This window comes from Niveibacterium sp., assembly GCF_041909475.1.
Taxonomy (GTDB): domain Bacteria; phylum Pseudomonadota; class Gammaproteobacteria; order Burkholderiales; family Rhodocyclaceae; genus Niveibacterium.
In genome coordinates, this window is record NZ_JAYRDJ010000017.1 from 13,807 (window position 1) to 29,168 (window position 15,362).

Below are 15,362 nucleotides of genomic sequence, written 5' to 3' on the forward strand. Positions count from 1 at the left end.
GTCAGAAGCGATAGGTGGCCGACAGCGTCGCGTTGCGCGGCGCGCCGTAGGTGAATTGGCTGTACGCGTCGAACATGCCGTAGTAGGTCTCGTCCAGCAGGTTGTTGACGTTCAGCTGCGCCGACCACTGCTTGTTGATGTCATACCGCGCCATCAGGTTTACCAGCGCGTACGCCTTCTGCTCGATCTTTTCCGTCACGCCGAGCGGGTTGACGGCGTAGGTGTAGGTCTCGCCCTGCCAGTTCACGCCACCGCCCAGCGTCAGGCCGGTGAGCGCGCCCGGCAGGCGATAGCTGGTGAAGATGCGCAGCAACTTGCGCGGGTATATCGTGTTGATGTCGGCGCCACTTGCATCCTTGAGCTTGAACTGGGTGTAGCCGGCGCTGGCGTTCCAGCCCTTGGCCAGTTCGCCGGCGACTTCAAGCTCGAAGCCCTTGCTGGTCGCGCCTTCCGAAGCGCGATAGGCGGTCTCGGGCGGCGTCGTGCCCGCAATCATTTCGCCGGTGCTTTGCGCCAGATTGTCCTGCTTGATATGGAACAGCGCCGCCGAGGCGTTGAGGCGCCCTTCGAAGAACTCGCCCTTCACACCGATCTCGGTGCTCTTGCCGACAATCGGATCGAGGTACTGGCCGTTGATGTCGCGCTTCTGCTGGGGCTGGAAGATGCTGGTGTAGCTGGCGTACAGCGAGGTGTTGGCACTGAGGTCGAAGACCACACCGGCGTAAGGCGTCAGTTCGTGATCGAACTGCATCGCATACGGGGCACTGAACGCGTCGTCGCCGGCGCGCTCGTACTTCGTCAGCCGCGAGCCGAGGATCAGCTTGAGCGGGTCGGCGAGGCTGAAACTGGCTGCGGCGTAGATCGCCTGCTGCTTGGTCGTCGCATCGCCGTAGTACGACAGAGGCCCCCACACCGGCTCGGGAAACGCACCGTTCCAGGCATTGAAATCCGGCGCTGCACCGCCGGCTGCAGCGCGGTTGTCGGCCTTGAAATCCTGCTTCGAATAGGCGTAGCCCGCCGCCAGTTCATGGCGCCGCCCCAACAGCTCGAACGGCCCGCCGACCTGAATGCTCGCGTCGCTCTGCTTCGTATGAACCTGGTAGGAACCCGGCCAGGTGTACATGCCCAGCCCGGTTGTGCGATCCGGCGCGCCGTACATGTACAGCAGGTAAGAATCGGCGCTGCGGTCGCCGTAGCTGTAGCTGGCCTTGATCGTCCAGTCGTTGGCGAGCCGATGTTCAATCGACGCAAAGTAGTTCGTGTAGACCGAGTTCCAGCGCGTCCAGTCGGCCGCGGTGGTTTTCGAGCGATCCCAGTCGGTATGGCTGCCATCGCTGTACCACACCGGCAGGCCGCCCCACATCGAGCCCTTCGGGTCGTTTTCCTGGCGGCTGACGCCGACCGACAGCAGGGTGCGATCGGTCAGGTCGGCTTCCACGGTGGCAAACAGCGTCTGACGACGCTCCTTCAGATTGTCGACCCAGCTATCGCTGCTCGCGTATTCGCCGACAGCCCGTGCGCGCACCGTCTTGGCCTCATTGACCGGCGTCGACACATCAACCGTCGTCCTCAGCGCATTCCAGCTGCCAACGCCCACTTCCGCCGTGCCCTTGAACTCCTTGCTGCTCGCGCGCTTGCGCACCAGGTTAACCGCACCGGACGGATCACCGGCACCGGTCGTGAGGCCGGTCGCGCCGCGTACTACTTCCACGCGGTCGTAGATCGCGAGGCTGCTCATCGCCTCGCCCGAACTCCAGGACTGCTCCCAGGTGGTCGGTACGCCGTCGATCATCAACGCATTGATGTCGAAACCACGCGCCGTGAACTGCGCCCGGTGCGTCTCGTACTGGTTCACCGAAACACCGGTCACGCTGTTGAGCACGTCGGTGATGGTCTGCAACCCCTGGTCCTCGATCTGCTGCTGCGTGACGACGGACACCGACTGCGGCGTATCGCGCGGCGCCAGGCTCAAGGGCGTGGCGGTCCTGGCCCGACCCGTCGTGTACGAACCCGTGCCTTCCGTCGTTTCCCCCATCACCCCGGCGCGCACCGCCACTTCCGGCAGCACCGTTTCAGTAGCCACGTCCGCCGCGCGCGCCAGCGTCGGCAGCGCGAGCGCCATCATCAGGGAGAGGGTCTTGAGTTTGCTCGAGTGGTGGGATGTGCTCAGTGCTTGCACGCCAGAGTCCTTTGTTATCTGAATGGGTCGGTCGGCGGCCCGGTTGAAACGCCGACCTTTGACGACGCACCAAACCAACCGCATTCGCAAATGATAACGATTTGCATTTAATTGTGCAAACGTGCCGCCGAAGCAGATACATCACTGTGGGGCGCGGCCCCATCCTCAGGCGTCGGCCGATCCGCTCGCCGCCCATGACGCTCAGCCCGCCGAGCGGGCGCGTCGCTTCACAGCAAGGCGGAGTTCCACCCCGCGATTACCGCCGATCGCCCGCGATGAACTTCGATTCGCGCAGCCCACCCATACCGCGGCGACGCCATGCAGATCGGCGACAAGCACCTTATTTTCTAATCAGAATAGAAAATCATTCTTTCTAAAGCCGGATTATCAAACATGAATCACAACTCCAGAATGGACTCCACCCCGTTCAGTCCATTTCTAGGAGCACTCACGATGTTGAAACCCTCGCTCATTCCCTGCGTCGCCAGTCTCGTCGTATCGGTTGGAGGGCTCGCCAGTACTGCAACGGCGAGCGATTTGCCGGTCGCCCGACACATGGCCGTATCTGGCGACGCAACGGTCGCCACACCGATGATCCAGGCGGCCCTGACGTACGCCGCGTTCTGGAACACCGGGGACGGAGCTTTCGCGCATCGCGCCCTCGCGGCCGACTTCACCGACCGCACACTACCGAGCGGCCGGCCGCAGGGCGTCGTTGGCCCGCTGCAGGCGTCCAAGGCTTTCCGCCTCGCGGTGCCCGACTTGAACGCAGAGGTCGAGGACCTCGTCGTCGCCGGTGACCGCGTCAGCGTGCGTCTGCACTTTCGCGGGCATTTCACCGGCCAGTTCGGTGCGCTGCAGGGCGCCGGCCAGACGGTGGATTTCCAAGCCTTCGATCTCTACCGCATCGCCGACGGACGCATCGCAGAAAACTGGCACCTGGAGGACAACCTCAGCTTGATGCAGCAACTGGGCCTCGTAAAACGCTGAACGGCACGGCGCCGGGCCCCACTTCAGAACGGAGTCGGTTTCGGCCGGCCGCCGACTTGACCAAACTTGCGATCAAGCGATTTCATCATTCGATGCAAAAGCTTTTGTGTGATGCAACAAGGACTTGCGTAGAGTACGTCTCAGAGAAAACGAGTTGAGACGACGAAGGAGAACGCAACATGATGATGCTTGCACTGACTGTTCCGATGGTGATCCTGGCTGCCTGGCCGAAGCGCGACGACATTGCCGAATTCATTGAAAAGCTGGATCAGGAAGACCGCGCGCAATAAGCGCCCCCGACCAAAGAGCGCCTCTTGAAAGGCGCTGCCGCATAAATGGAAAGCCCGCCGTTAGGCGGGCTTTCTTTTGGTTCCGTTCTTGAGGCAGCCGCCTCTCGGAACCGGGGTTTGCGCGCTGGGCGCGCGGGCGACTCAAGGTCGCCGGGGGCTGCGCCCCCACTGGCCCTCGAAGGGCCGTATGGTGAAGTGCTACGCCTTGACGTTGATCACTCGTCCGATAGTCTGTCCATTGAGATTCGTCGTCTGGGCGACCTGCTGAGCTTGCTGAGCCTGTTCCGGGCGCTCTTCTGCCCTTGCACGCTCCGCTTGCTGCGCCTGACGGGCAGAGGCGGCTTCCCTAGCCTGAGTAGCCTGCTGCGCATCGGGTGTCTGGACGACGCTCCCCGAAAGGGGACTTACCTCCATTGACCCTCCTTCGCTGAACCGACCGATACGAAGTCATCGGCCTGACTTCACTATAGGCACCCCAGCGAACTTGTGCAGGGTACGACGTGCCTCGTAGTTATAAAAAATGTGACATCCCGTAAAATCGCCCCCGTGAGCACCGACCAGACCCCTTTGAACGCCCCGGAAGCTTCGCCGCTCGGCAAGGCCGTGGCCTATTGCGACCACTACACGCCCGAACTGCTGTTCCCGATTCCGCGCAGCGGCAAGCGGGCCGAAATCGGCGTCGGCGCCGACTTGCCCTTCACCGGGCACGACCTCTGGAACGCCTACGAAGTGTCGTGGCTGAACCCGCGCGGCAAGCCGGTCGTTGCGATCGGCACGCTGACGGTACCGGCCACATCGCCGAACCTGATCGAATCGAAGTCCCTGAAGCTCTATTTCAACAGCTTCAACCAGACGCGCTTCGAATCGGTGCAAGCCGTTCAGGACACGATTGCGCGCGACCTGACAGCCGCCGCCGGTGCGCCGGTTGCCGTGCAACTCGAATCGCTGGATCAGCGGCCAGCCCGCGCACTCGGCACGCCGGATGGCGTGTTGCTGGACACGCTCGACATCGATATCGACACCTACGAACCCGCGCCGGAACTGCTTGCGGCGAGCGGCCCGGTGGTTGAAGAAACGCTCTACTCGCACCTGCTCAAATCGAACTGCCTTGTGACCGGCCAGCCGGACTGGGGCATGGTGGTGATCCGCTACCGCGGCCCGGCAATCGACCGCGCCGGCCTGCTGCGCTATATCTGCTCGTTCCGCACGCACAACGAATTCCACGAACAATGCGTGGAGCGCATCTTCGTCGACCTCACGCGCCAATGCCGCCCGCAACGGCTTGAAGTCTGGGCCCGCTACACGCGGCGAGGCGGGCTGGACATCAACCCCTGGCGCGCCAGCGAAGCGATGAGTGGCCCCGGCAACCTGGGCGAAGTCCGGCAATAAACCGCGTATCGCACCGACCTGGTGCGCTCAATTTGCAGCCTCTTTTTTCGTGCATCACGGCGGTGCATGTCGGCTCAGCCGCGGTGCGGGTCGCCGCCTTCCTGCCTGAGATACCGACGAACCCCGCGCTTGGCCCGAGTTTTGCTCAAGCCTGGGGATGCGGGCGAACTCCCAATCCTTGCAGAGAGACGACAAGAGCGACTGCGTGCCGGACATCGCCCAGCGCGATGCCGGCCACGCGGCACCCTCCTATGGCTGGCGCGCCCGCCTGGCGCTGGACTTCGAACGCCGCGGCGAACGCAGCGTACTGGCGCGCCGCGAACACACTGGACCGCTGCGCGTGCAGAAAGCGCTGTACCCGGAAGGTGATGCGGTCAGCCACGCGATCCTGCTGCATCCGCCAGCCGGTATCGCGGGCGGAGACTCCCTCGCGATCAACGTATCGGTCGGCGAAGCCGCCAGCGCGCTGCTGACCACCCCCGGTGCCGGCAAGTGGTACCGCGCCGACGGCCGCCCCGCTGAGCAGAAAATCAAACTGAGCGTCGCTGCCGGCGCCAGTCTCGAATGGCTGCCGCAGGAAAGCATGGTATTCGACGGCGCAGACGGCGACGCCACGCTCGATGTGCAACTGGCGGGTGACGCCCGTTTCATCGGCTTCGACCTCTGGTGCCTCGGCCGCCGCGCACGTGGAGAGCGCTTCGAACACGGCCGCATGGACACCCGCCTGCGCGTCGCACGCGATGGCCGCCCGGTCTTCGCCGAGCAGGCAAAGCTGCGCGGCAACGATGCGCGCTTCGCCTCCGCCGCGGTACTCGGCGGCGCCACCGTCTTTGGCAGCCTGCTGGCTGCCGCCCCCAACATCGATGCTTCGCTGGTGGAAGCCTGTCGACTTGAGTGCCCCACGGCCGGGCTAGGCGCCGTCACCCGCCTGCCCGGCCTGCTGGTGGCGCGCTACCGCGGCGACGACGCCGAGGCCGCACGCCACTGGTTCGCCGCCGTCTGGGCCATCGTACGGCCGGCGCTGCTGAACCGCCCCGCCTGCCCGCCCCGCATCTGGAACACCTGATTTCCGCGAGAGACCCATGGAACTGACGCCCCGCGAAAAAGACAAGCTGCTGATCTTCACCGCCGCGCTGCTCGCAGAGCGCCGCCGCGCCCGCGGACTGAAGCTGAACTACCCGGAAGCCGTCGCCCTCATCTCGGCCGCAATCATGGAAGGCGCGCGCGACGGCCGCACCGTCGCAGAACTGATGAGCTACGGCACCACGCTGCTGAGTCGGGACGACGTGATGGACGGCGTGCCGGAGCTGATCCCCGAGATCCAGGTCGAGGCCACCTTCCCCGACGGCACCAAGCTGGTCACGGTGCACCACCCGATCATCTGACGCTCACGTACTCACGACACGCCATGGAAGACAAGATCGAACACGCCCGTCTGCTCGCCCGTTTCAAGCTGCAGGTCCGTCGCCAGCTCGACCAGAGCATCGACCTCGACCGACTGGTTCAAGACCCCGACTACGCGCGCACCCGATTGGCCGAAATCGAAGACCTCGCCGAGGACGAAGAACTGCTGGTGATGTTGCTGACCCTGCGCGAGATCCTCGTGCCGCGCAAAGCGGCTCCGGCGGCAACGGCCGAGCTGGCACCGCCGCCGAAGACGGCCGAATCGCGCAACTACAAATTCGGCGCCCGGGGCTGGTAGACGTGCAGATCGAACAGCTCACGCCCGCCACCTTCGCGGTGTACCGCGAGGCGCTCGCCGCGCTGCTGATCGACGCGGTGGAGGGCGGCGCATCGGTCGGATTCGTGCTGCCGATCAGCCGTGACACGGCGCTGGCGTGGGTTGACGGCCTCGCCGACTCGATTGCCGATGGCTCACGGCTGGTGTGGCTTGCGCATGACGCGGGTAGCCCACTCGGCACCGTGCGACTCGAACTCGCCATGCGCCAGAACGGCCGCAACCGCGCCGAAGTGCAGAAGCTGCTCGTGATGCGCGGTGCGCGTCGCCAAGGCATTGCTCGCGCACTGATGGCCGCGCTGGAAGAAGCCGCACATGCGTTGCAGCGCGGCCTGCTGTTCCTCGACACCGAAGCCGGTTCGCCGGCCGAAGACTTCTATGGCGCGCAGGGCTGGCAGTACATCGGCGGCCTGCCCGAGTTCGCCTGCTCGCCAGACGGCGTCTGGGCCGCCAACGCGATCTATTACAAGACCCTGTTCCGCAGGAGCGCCACATGATTCCCGGAGAACTCGACACGCCCGAGGGCGACATCGAACTCAACGCCGGTCGGCCAACGATCACCCTGGTCGTCGCCAACACCGGCGACCGCCCGATCCAGGTCGGTTCGCACTACCACTTCGCCGAGACCAACGCCGCGCTGGATTTTGACCGCGCCGCCGCTCACGGCTACCGCCTCGATATCGCCGCCGGCACTGCGGTGCGCTTCGAGCCGGGCCAGACCCGCACGGTCACGCTGGTCGCGCTCGCGGGCGAACGCAAGGTGTTCGGCTTCCGCGGCCTCGTGATGGGAGATCTGTAATGGCGAAAATCTCGCGCCGCGCGTATGCGGAAATGTTCGGCCCCACCACCGGCGACCGCGTGCGCCTCGCTGACACCGAACTCTGGATCGAAGTCGAGAAGGACTACACCCTCTACGGCGAGGAAGTGAAGTTCGGCGGCGGCAAGGTGATCCGCGACGGTATGGGCCAGGGCCAGAAGCTCTCACATGAAGTGGCCGACACGGTGATCACCAACGCGCTGATCCTCGACCACTGGGGCATCGTCAAGGCCGACATCGCGATCAAGGCGGGCCGCATCGCCGCGATCGGCAAGGCCGGCAACCCGGACATCCAGCCCGGCATCACCATTGCCATCGGCGCCGGCACCGAGATCATCGCCGGCGAGGGCATGATCATCACCGCTGGCGGCATCGACACCCACATCCACTTCATCTGCCCGCAGCAGATCGACGAAGCGCTGATGAGCGGCGTGACTACCATGCTGGGCGGCGGCACCGGGCCGGCCACCGGCACCTTCGCCACCACCTGCACGCCGGGCCCGTGGCACATCGCACGCATGCTCGAAGCGGCCGATGCCTTCCCGATGAACCTCGGCTTCCTCGGCAAGGGCAACGTATCCCTGCCAGGCCCGCTCGCAGAGCAGATCGAAGCCGGCGCGATCGGGCTCAAGCTGCACGAAGACTGGGGCACGACGCCGGCCGCTATCGACAACTGCCTCGCCGTGGCCGAGCAGTACGACGTGCAGGTCGCGATCCATTCCGACACGCTCAACGAATCGGGCTTCGTCGAAGACACCGCCGCCGCCTTCAAGGGCCGCACCATCCACACCTTCCACACCGAAGGGGCGGGCGGCGGCCATGCGCCGGACATCGTCAAGCTCGCCGGCCTGCCCAACGTGCTGCCGAGCTCGACCAACCCGACGCGGCCCTACACCGTGAACACCATCGACGAGCATCTGGACATGCTGATGGTGTGCCACCACCTCGACGCCTCGATCGCCGAGGACGTGGCCTTCGCCGAGAGCCGCATCCGCCGCGAGACCATCGCCGCCGAAGACATCCTGCACGACATCGGCGCAATCTCGATGTACTCGTCGGACTCGCAGGCCATGGGCCGCGTCGGCGAAGTGGTGATCCGCTGCTGGCAGACCGCGCACAAGATGAAGGTGCAGCGCGGCGCCCTGCCGGGCGACGGTGAGCGCAACGACAACTTCCGCGCCAAGCGCTACATCGCGAAGTACACGATCAACCCCGCCATCGCGCACGGCATCGCGCACGAGGTCGGCTCGATCGAGGTCGGCAAGCTCGCCGACCTGGTGGTGTGGAAGCCCGCCTTCTTCGGCGTGAAGCCCAGTCTCATCATCAAGGGCGGCATGATCGCCGCTGCCGCGATGGGCGACGCCAACGCCTCGATCCCGACGCCGCAGCCGGTGCACTACCGCCCGATGTTCGGCAGCTTCGGCGGCGCATTGAAGACCTCCGTCACCTTCGTGTCGCAGGCCGCGCTGGACAACGGCAGCGTCGCGAAGCTCGGTCTGTCGAAACCGCTGGTGGCGGTGAAGAACATCCGCAAAGTCACCAAGGCCGACATGATCCACAACGACTGGTGCGGCCGCATCGACGTCGACGCCGAGACCTACCAGGTGCGTGCCGATGGTGAGTTGCTGACCTGCGAGCCGGCCAGCGTACTGCCGATGGCGCAGCGCTACTTCCTGTTCTGACCATGGTCACCGTCGCCGACCTTCGCATCGCGCCCGCCGACCCCGGCGAGCCGGCGATCCGCGACCTGATCGCCGAGCTGGACGCGCTGATGCATGCGCTCTACCCGGCCGAGAGCAATCACTTGCTCGACTTCGAAACGCTGCGGCAGCCGCATGTGCGCTTTCTCGCCGCGCAGTTGGCGGGCGATGTGGTCGGCTGCGGTGCCTACGTCGCGTATTCGGACTACGCCGAAATCAAGCGCATGTTCGTAGCCCCACGCTGCCGTGGCCTGGGCATCGCCCGCCGCTTGCTCGCCACACTCGAAGCCGACGCGGTGAAAGCTGGCCTGCCGCTCACCCGGCTCGAAACCGGCATCCATCAGCCGGAAGCGCTGGGCCTCTATGAGCGCGCCGGCTACCGCACACGCCCGCCCTTCGGCGACTACGCTGAAGATCCGCTCTCCGTTTTCATGGAAAAGGCGCTGCATCTGGCGCCCGCTTGAATCATGCTGCTGATTGAATCGCTCTACACCGGCGACGCCACGCCGACCGAAAAACTGGTTCTGAACTTCGACGCCCGCACCAAGAGCCGGCTGCGCACGCAGCTCGCGAGCGGAGAGGAAGTCGGCCTGTTCCTGCCACGCGGCACGATCCTGCGCGGCGGCGATTTGCTGCAAGCGAAGGACGGCCGGGTCGTCGAGGTGGTGTCGGCCCCCGAAGCCCTGCTGGAGGCGCAATGCGCGGGCGCCTTTGAGCTTGCCCGCGCCGCCTATCACCTTGGCAACCGCCATGTGGCGGTGCAGGTGGGCGCCGGCTGGCTGCGCATCCAGGCCGACCATGTGCTGGAAACCATGCTGATCGGGCTCGGCGCGCAAGTGCGTCCGGTGACCGCGGCCTTCGAACCGGAGGCGGGTGCCTACGCCCACGGCCACCACCACAGCGAACGCGGCGCCACAGAAGCCAAGATCCACATGATGGCCGGCGCATGAGCCTGAGCATTAACACTGCCGCACCGGATTCGGACGACGCGCGGGCCTTGCTCAATGCGCTGTCCGACACGCTCGCCGCAATCACCGGCGATAGTGGCCGCAGCAGCTTCGACCCCGCCGACGTACGCGGGCCCGGCGCGCGCTTCGTGATCGCCCGCGACGCGAGCGGTGAAGCCGTGGGTTGCGGCGCCTACCGCCCGCTGCAGCCGGGCATCGCCGAGCTCAAGCGCATGTTCGCGCGCACACGCGGCGGCGGCATCGGACGCGACCTGCTTGCTGAACTGGAACGGAGCGCCGCCGCCGATGGCTATCGCGAGTTGTGGCTGGAAACCCGGCGCGTGAACCTCACGGCGGTCGCCTTCTACCGCGCCCACGGCTATCGCGAGATCCCCAACTACGGCCGCTACATCGGCCGGCCGGAGGCGATCTGCTTCAGCAAGACGCTTGCCGCGAACGAGGCCGCCACGTGAGCTCGCTCGCCGCGCTGACCCGCCTGCTGCATCTCGCCAGCCCGGCCCTGCCGGTCGGCGCCTTCAGCTATTCGCAAGGGCTCGAGTGGGCGGTGGAGTGCGGCTGGGTCAGTAACGAAGCGCAGGCGCGCGACTGGATCGGCGACCTGATGCGCTATGGCATCGCGCGCTGCGAAGCCCCCGCGCTGGTCGCGATGATGCGTGCCTGGCGCACCGGCGAAGTGAGCGAAGTGTTGCGGCTCGACGCCGAGTTCCTCGCCACCCGCGAATCCATGGAACTGCGCGCCGAGACCGTGCAGATGGGCTACTCCTGCGCGCGCCTGCTGCGCGAACTCGACACCCTGCCGGCCTTCACTCGCCAGGCGCTGACGGGCATCGGCGAACTCTCCTACCCCGCCGCGTGGTCCGCTGCCGCGGCCGCCTGGGGTCTGCCACCGGAAGACGCGGTGGTAGCCTACCTTTGGGCGTGGCTTGAAAACCAGGTGATGGGCGCAGTCAAGATCGTGCCGCTCGGCCAGAGCGCTGGCCAGCGGCTACTCGTTGCCCTCGGCGAACCGATCCCCGCGCTCGCACGTGCGGCGATGACGATCGGGCCGGATGAATGGGAGAACTTCACGCCTGGGTTGGCGTGGGCAAGTGCGATGCATGAGGGGCAATACACGAGGTTGTTCAGGTCATGAACGGCGAGCATGTTTCGCTCCTTTCGACTTCGGTGCATTTGTCGCCATGTTGCGGCTGGTCCGTTCAAGCCGGGTCCCGCCCCTGCGGGCGGGGTACTTTCTTTGTACGAACAAAGACAGTACCCAAAGAAAGTCGCCCCGCTTCAACGCCCCTTGCTGCGCAAGGGGTGCCCTGTGCTGCTCGAAACATCGGGTGGCTGCGGAACTCGGCCCTGCGGGCCTCAAACAGTCCTCGCCACCGCCGCTGCGCGTCGGAACCCGATGCCTCTGCGCTGCTCGGCGTTTCAGAGGGGGATCGAAAAACGTCGACGATCGCCCGTTGCAGGCTGCTCGTAGCCCGGATCCAGGCCGCCGGCCGGAATCCGGCAGGTGCGCTTGAACATCTGGATACGTCCACCCCGGATTCCGCTCTCCTTCATCCAAGCTACGAAGATCACACACGCGTTGCTCAACCGATGGTTTTGACTTTGGGTCCCGTCGAGAGCGCCGAGCAGCGCAGCGAACTCGGGGAATCGGCGCGCAGCGACGACGGCGAGGACTGTCTGAGCGGCGGGCGTAGCCCGGCGCGAGTTCCGCAGCCGCCCGATTTCGCGAGCAGCGCAGGGAAGTCAGGTGCGCAGCACCTGACCGCGAACGCCGGGTCGCCTTTTCTTGGTTACTTCTTTTGGCGAAGCAAAAGAAGTAACACGCCCGCCGGGGGGCGTAAGCGGGGTTTCGCGAAGCAATGCTTCGCGCCGCTGAAGCCGGCAGGGTGTGCTGAACCCTGCCGTGGAAGGACCCCGGCCAACGTACGCCAGCAAACCGACTGCGCCAATCGCAAGCCGCAAGCGCGAAACCGTACACCCAGCGTTGGGCTTCGCAAGGCTCAGCCCAACCTACTCCCCGCGCCCGTCTGCGTGGCGACGTCCGCCACATTGAAGAAACGAAAATCATGACCACCCAACAAGCCCTCCGCGTCGGCATCGGCGGCCCCGTCGGCTCCGGCAAGACCGCCCTGACCCTTGCGCTGTGCCAGGCACTGCGCGAGAAGTACAACATCGCCGTCGTCACCAACGACATCTACACCGCCGAGGACGCGCAGTTCCTCGTCCGCAACGAGGCGCTGTCGCCAGACCGCATCATCGGCGTCGAGACGGGCGGCTGCCCGCACACCGCGATCCGCGAAGACGCCTCGATCAACCTTGAAGCGATCGATCGCCTGAACCAGCGCTTCGCGGGGCTGGAGATCATCTTCGTCGAGTCGGGCGGCGACAACCTCGCGGCAACCTTCTCGCCGGAACTCTCGGACCTCACCCTCTACGTGATCGACGTTTCGGCCGGCGACAAGATCCCGCGCAAGGGTGGGCCCGGCATTACGAAGAGCGATCTGCTGGTGATCAACAAGATCGATCTGGCGCCACTGGTGGGCGCCTCGCTTGAGGTGATGGATCGCGATGCGAAAAAAATGCGCGGAGAAAAGCCATTTGTTTTCAGCAATCTCAAATCCGGGCAGGGACTTTCGGACATCATCGCCTTCATCGAAACCCAGGGCATGCTCGCCCCAGCCTGACTTTCCAAGGAGAACACCCATGCGACCCATCCGCCCCCTGCTCGCTGCCGGTCTTGTCATGGCATCCGGCGCAGCCTTCGCCCACCCCGGCCATGAGGCGATGAGCCTGGCCAGCGGGTTCAGCCACCCCTTCGGTGGCGTGGATCATCTGCTCGCGATGCTGGCGGTCGGGCTCTACGCGGCCCGCCAGGGTGGTAAGGCCCGCTGGGCGCTGCCGGCCACCTTTGTCGCAGCGATGCTCGCGGCGGCAGGGCTGGCACACGCGGGCGCGCACATTCCGCTGATCGAGGCCGGCGTTGCTGCGTCGGTGTTGATTCTCGGGCTGCTGATTGCCGCCGCCGCGCGCCTTCCGCTGGCGCTCACTGCACCGCTGGTCGCCATGTTTGCGATGTTCCATGGCGCCGCACACGTCGCGGAAAAAGGTGACGCAGGACTGTTCGCCTACGCCGCGGGCTTCGCACTGGCGAGTGCGGCCCTGCACGGCTGCGGCTGGCTGATCGGGCGCCGCATCCCAGAAACCACTTCCGGTGCCCGCCTGCAGCGCGCCGCGGGGGGCGTGCTGGCCGTGGCAGGTGGCTTGCTGCTGGGCACCTGACCGGTACACCAAAGGGGGTGCGAAACGGCACCCCCTGTAAGACGCCTCAAGCGCCAGCCTAGGGCTGCGCTTGATCTTCAAACCAGCACCGGGCGGGCTTCTCAAGCGCACGATTGACATCTGCGCACACGCAGCAGGATGCTGCGCTAACCCATTGCGTGGAGCTTGGCATGCTGGCTTGGATCGCGCGACTGTTCGGCCTGGGCTCCGATACCCGCCCGTTGACAGAGGCGGCAGCCGAATCGCCTGCCGAGCCAGAGACAGCCAAGGCCCATGTACCCGAGATCGAACCGGCGCCTGCCGCCGAAGGCGCGTTGCTGCAACAGGTGCTGCTGGACAAGCAGCGGCGCGCCACCGGCTACCTGTTCTCGCTGCAAGCGGGGCGCAGCGGCCAGTTGGCGGATCAGTCACCGCGCGTGCGGGCACTGCTCGATGATCTGCTGATTGCGCGCCTGCTGACGCTCGCACCCCACTGGCCCGCGCAGTGCTGCGCATGGATCGCGATTGACGACACGTCGCTGGCGCACGGATCGCTGCCGCGACTGGCTGCGCTGCGCACGGTGCTGCATGTCCAAGCAGTCGATCCTGAACAGGCCGCGGCGCCGGAGGTGGTCAGCCGTATCCGCAGCCTTCAGCGTGAGGGCATCCGCATCGGCCTCGACGCGGCGCCGGGCTCGCCATGGTTCGAGTCGCTCGCCTGGCTCACCGATGTCTTTCTGCTCGATTTTCACGAGGCACCCGCCACGCTGCAGCGCTACCAGGCCCAACTTGGCGCCCAGTTTCCGTTGATCCCGCGTGTCGCCACCGGTGTCGACACGCTCGACGCCCTCGATGCTGCCTGGAAGCTGGGCTGCAGCGAGGCGGCTGGCGCCTTCGCTCAGCTTCGGGGCAACTGGCAGGGCAACCGCATCGCGCCCGGCCCCTTGCGCGTGACAGCGTTGCTCGCGCGCATCGGGAGTGACACCGAGAACCGCGAAATCGCTGCGGCACTCAAGCAAGACATGGCCCTTTCGTACCGGCTGCTGCGCTTCGTGAATACGGCAACGGGCGGTCTGCAACATGCGGTCGGCTCGATCGAGCAGGCGCTCTTGCTGCTCGGCCGTGAGCAGCTCTACCGCTGGCTAGCCCTCCTGGTGTGCGCCAGCGCTCAGCGCGGCGAAGGCGACGCGATGATGGAGAACGCGCTGGTGCGCGCCCGGATGCTCGAAGTGCTGGCCGACCGCGTGGCCCCGGAAGCGCGCGACGATCTGTTCGTAACCGGATTGTTTTCGCAGCTCGACATGCTGCTGCAGGTGCCGATGGAGACGGCGCTCGAACCGCTCGCGCTCACGCCAGCAGTGCGCGAAGCGCTGCTTGAACGCAGCGGCCCTTGCGCGGATTGGCTGGCGGTCGCCGAAGCCGGTGACAACGGTGACCCTGTCGCGCTGCTCATCGCATGCCGCAAGCTGGGTATCCCGGCGATGCGCGCCGCCAGCGCACGCATCGCCGCACTGGCGTGGGTGCACAGCCTCGCCGCAGCGCCCGAAGTGCCGCCGGCCTAGAGATCCATTCGCCGGTCCGGCAACTGGTAGAGCAGATCCGGCAAGCCTTCCTCGTTGTCCACCGCAGCGCCCTCGCGACGCAACAGCACTTCAAACCCGCGATGCTCATAGAAGCGGCAGGCCCTCGGATTGTCACGGAAGCACCAGAGCCGCACCGGGAACGGCAGTTCGCATACCGCGTAGCCGAGCAGTGCGCTGCCGACCCCGGAGTCGACCGCATCCGGGCGCACATAGAGCTGGTCGACCCAACCGCAGCCGCCCCGCTCCGCAAGCGCGCAGAAGCCGACGATGCGGTGACCGCGCTCCGCGACCAGTACGCGGGAACACGGGATCAGGTGCAGCGCGACCCATTTGCGCACCGACTCATCGTCATGCGCGAGCGGAATCGAAGGCATCAGCGCCTTGCGCGAGGCCAGCAGCACATCGGCCACCGCATTCGCGTCACGCCGCACCGCAGGGCGGATGTTGAGCATC

General features: G+C 65.9%; 17 protein-coding genes. 15 read left to right on the forward strand and 2 right to left on the reverse strand.

Annotation, left to right across the window (positions count from 1 at the left end; genetic code table 11):
- Nucleotide 1 precedes the first annotated feature (1 nt).
- Nucleotides 2–2,179 (reverse strand): ferric-rhodotorulic acid/ferric-coprogen receptor FhuE, encoded by a 2,178-nt coding sequence (gene fhuE, locus ACE3P0_RS12275; RefSeq protein ID WP_374402921.1) that lies wholly within the window; start codon nt 2,177–2,179, stop codon nt 2–4.
- A gap of 393 nt (nt 2,180–2,572) precedes the next feature.
- Between fhuE and ACE3P0_RS12280 the strand changes: the two genes are divergently transcribed.
- The 15 genes from ACE3P0_RS12280 (at nt 2,573) to ACE3P0_RS12350 (ending at nt 14,888) form a co-directional block, all read left to right on the forward strand.
- On the forward strand, nt 2,573–3,169 hold the full coding sequence (locus tag ACE3P0_RS12280) for an ester cyclase (RefSeq protein ID WP_374402922.1): 597 nt from the start codon (nt 2,573–2,575) through the stop codon (nt 3,167–3,169).
- Between the two features lie 836 nt (nt 3,170–4,005).
- Entirely contained in the window at nt 4,006–4,848 is an 843-nt protein-coding gene (gene queF / locus ACE3P0_RS12285; protein ID WP_374402923.1) for an NADPH-dependent 7-cyano-7-deazaguanine reductase QueF, read from the forward strand.
- A 157-nt stretch (nt 4,849–5,005) separates the two neighbouring features.
- Entirely contained in the window at nt 5,006–5,914 is a 909-nt protein-coding gene (locus ACE3P0_RS12290; protein ID WP_374402924.1) for an urease accessory protein UreD, read from the forward strand.
- Nucleotides 5,915–5,930: 16 nt separating this feature from the next.
- Nucleotides 5,931–6,233 (forward strand): urease subunit gamma, encoded by a 303-nt coding sequence (locus tag ACE3P0_RS12295; protein WP_374402925.1) that lies wholly within the window; start codon nt 5,931–5,933, stop codon nt 6,231–6,233.
- A 23-nt stretch (nt 6,234–6,256) separates the two neighbouring features.
- Complete coding sequence (locus ACE3P0_RS12300) at nt 6,257–6,550, forward strand: hypothetical protein (protein WP_374402926.1); 294 nt, start codon at nt 6,257–6,259, stop codon at nt 6,548–6,550.
- A gap of 2 nt (nt 6,551–6,552) precedes the next feature.
- Nucleotides 6,553–7,083, forward strand: a complete 531-nt coding sequence (locus ACE3P0_RS12305) for a GNAT family N-acetyltransferase (RefSeq protein ID WP_374402927.1) — start codon at nt 6,553–6,555, stop codon at nt 7,081–7,083.
- Nucleotides 7,080–7,385: an urease subunit beta gene (locus ACE3P0_RS12310; protein ID WP_374402928.1), complete on the forward strand. Its 306-nt coding sequence runs from the start codon at nt 7,080–7,082 to the stop codon at nt 7,383–7,385. The genes ACE3P0_RS12305 and ACE3P0_RS12310 overlap by 4 nt, the downstream gene beginning before the upstream one ends.
- Nucleotides 7,385–9,085 carry an urease subunit alpha gene (gene ureC, locus ACE3P0_RS12315; RefSeq protein WP_374402929.1) on the forward strand — a complete coding sequence of 567 codons (1,701 nt, stop codon included), beginning with the start codon at nt 7,385–7,387 and terminating at the stop codon, nt 9,083–9,085. Before ACE3P0_RS12310 ends, ureC begins: the two co-directional genes overlap by 1 nt.
- Before the next feature lie 2 nt (nt 9,086–9,087).
- Nucleotides 9,088–9,567, forward strand: coding sequence for a GNAT family N-acetyltransferase (locus ACE3P0_RS12320; RefSeq protein ID WP_374402930.1), 480 nt, complete (start codon nt 9,088–9,090; stop codon nt 9,565–9,567).
- A 3-nt stretch (nt 9,568–9,570) separates the two neighbouring features.
- A complete protein-coding gene (ureE, locus tag ACE3P0_RS12325) occupies nt 9,571–10,053 on the forward strand; it encodes an urease accessory protein UreE (RefSeq protein ID WP_374402931.1) in 483 nt (160 codons plus the stop codon).
- Nucleotides 10,050–10,523, forward strand: a complete 474-nt coding sequence (locus tag ACE3P0_RS12330; protein ID WP_374402933.1) for a GNAT family N-acetyltransferase — start codon at nt 10,050–10,052, stop codon at nt 10,521–10,523. Before ureE ends, ACE3P0_RS12330 begins: the two co-directional genes overlap by 4 nt.
- Nucleotides 10,520–11,203 (forward strand): urease accessory protein UreF, encoded by a 684-nt coding sequence (locus tag ACE3P0_RS12335; RefSeq protein WP_374402934.1) that lies wholly within the window; start codon nt 10,520–10,522, stop codon nt 11,201–11,203. The genes ACE3P0_RS12330 and ACE3P0_RS12335 overlap by 4 nt, the downstream gene beginning before the upstream one ends.
- A gap of 931 nt (nt 11,204–12,134) precedes the next feature.
- Nucleotides 12,135–12,752 carry an urease accessory protein UreG gene (gene ureG / locus ACE3P0_RS12340; RefSeq protein ID WP_374402935.1) on the forward strand — a complete coding sequence of 206 codons (618 nt, stop codon included), beginning with the start codon at nt 12,135–12,137 and terminating at the stop codon, nt 12,750–12,752.
- A gap of 19 nt (nt 12,753–12,771) precedes the next feature.
- Nucleotides 12,772–13,347 (forward strand): HupE/UreJ family protein, encoded by a 576-nt coding sequence (locus tag ACE3P0_RS12345; RefSeq protein ID WP_374402937.1) that lies wholly within the window; start codon nt 12,772–12,774, stop codon nt 13,345–13,347.
- Between the two features lie 170 nt (nt 13,348–13,517).
- Nucleotides 13,518–14,888, forward strand: a complete 1,371-nt coding sequence (locus tag ACE3P0_RS12350) for an EAL and HDOD domain-containing protein (RefSeq protein WP_374402938.1) — start codon at nt 13,518–13,520, stop codon at nt 14,886–14,888.
- On the opposite strand, the gene ACE3P0_RS12355 is transcribed toward ACE3P0_RS12350, so the two are convergent.
- Nucleotides 14,885–15,361 (reverse strand): N-acetyltransferase family protein, encoded by a 477-nt coding sequence (locus ACE3P0_RS12355; RefSeq protein WP_374402939.1) that lies wholly within the window; start codon nt 15,359–15,361, stop codon nt 14,885–14,887. The two genes, ACE3P0_RS12350 and ACE3P0_RS12355, sit on opposite strands and share 4 nt — an antisense overlap.
- Nucleotide 15,362 lies beyond the last annotated feature (1 nt).

Excerpts from the sequence above, each read along its gene's own strand:
- ACE3P0_RS12280 (WP_374402922.1), top strand. The coding sequence starts at position 2,573 with ATGAATCACAACTCCAGAATGGACTCCACCCCGTTCAGTCCATTTCTA.
- ACE3P0_RS12290 (WP_374402924.1), top strand. The coding sequence starts at position 5,006 with ATGCGGGCGAACTCCCAATCCTTGCAGAGAGACGACAAGAGCGACTGC.
- ACE3P0_RS12295 (WP_374402925.1), top strand. The coding sequence starts at position 5,931 with ATGGAACTGACGCCCCGCGAAAAAGACAAGCTGCTGATCTTCACCGCC.
- ACE3P0_RS12300 (WP_374402926.1), top strand. The coding sequence starts at position 6,257 with ATGGAAGACAAGATCGAACACGCCCGTCTGCTCGCCCGTTTCAAGCTG.
- ACE3P0_RS12310 (WP_374402928.1), top strand. The coding sequence starts at position 7,080 with ATGATTCCCGGAGAACTCGACACGCCCGAGGGCGACATCGAACTCAAC.
- ureC (WP_374402929.1), top strand. The coding sequence starts at position 7,385 with ATGGCGAAAATCTCGCGCCGCGCGTATGCGGAAATGTTCGGCCCCACC.
- ACE3P0_RS12320 (WP_374402930.1), top strand. The coding sequence starts at position 9,088 with ATGGTCACCGTCGCCGACCTTCGCATCGCGCCCGCCGACCCCGGCGAG.
- ureE (WP_374402931.1), top strand. The coding sequence starts at position 9,571 with ATGCTGCTGATTGAATCGCTCTACACCGGCGACGCCACGCCGACCGAA.
- ACE3P0_RS12330 (WP_374402933.1), top strand. The coding sequence starts at position 10,050 with ATGAGCCTGAGCATTAACACTGCCGCACCGGATTCGGACGACGCGCGG.
- ureG (WP_374402935.1), top strand. The coding sequence starts at position 12,135 with ATGACCACCCAACAAGCCCTCCGCGTCGGCATCGGCGGCCCCGTCGGC.
- ACE3P0_RS12345 (WP_374402937.1), top strand. The coding sequence starts at position 12,772 with ATGCGACCCATCCGCCCCCTGCTCGCTGCCGGTCTTGTCATGGCATCC.
- ACE3P0_RS12350 (WP_374402938.1), top strand. The coding sequence starts at position 13,518 with ATGCTGGCTTGGATCGCGCGACTGTTCGGCCTGGGCTCCGATACCCGC.
- ACE3P0_RS12355 (WP_374402939.1), bottom strand. The coding sequence starts at position 15,361 with ATGCTCAACATCCGCCCTGCGGTGCGGCGTGACGCGAATGCGGTGGCC.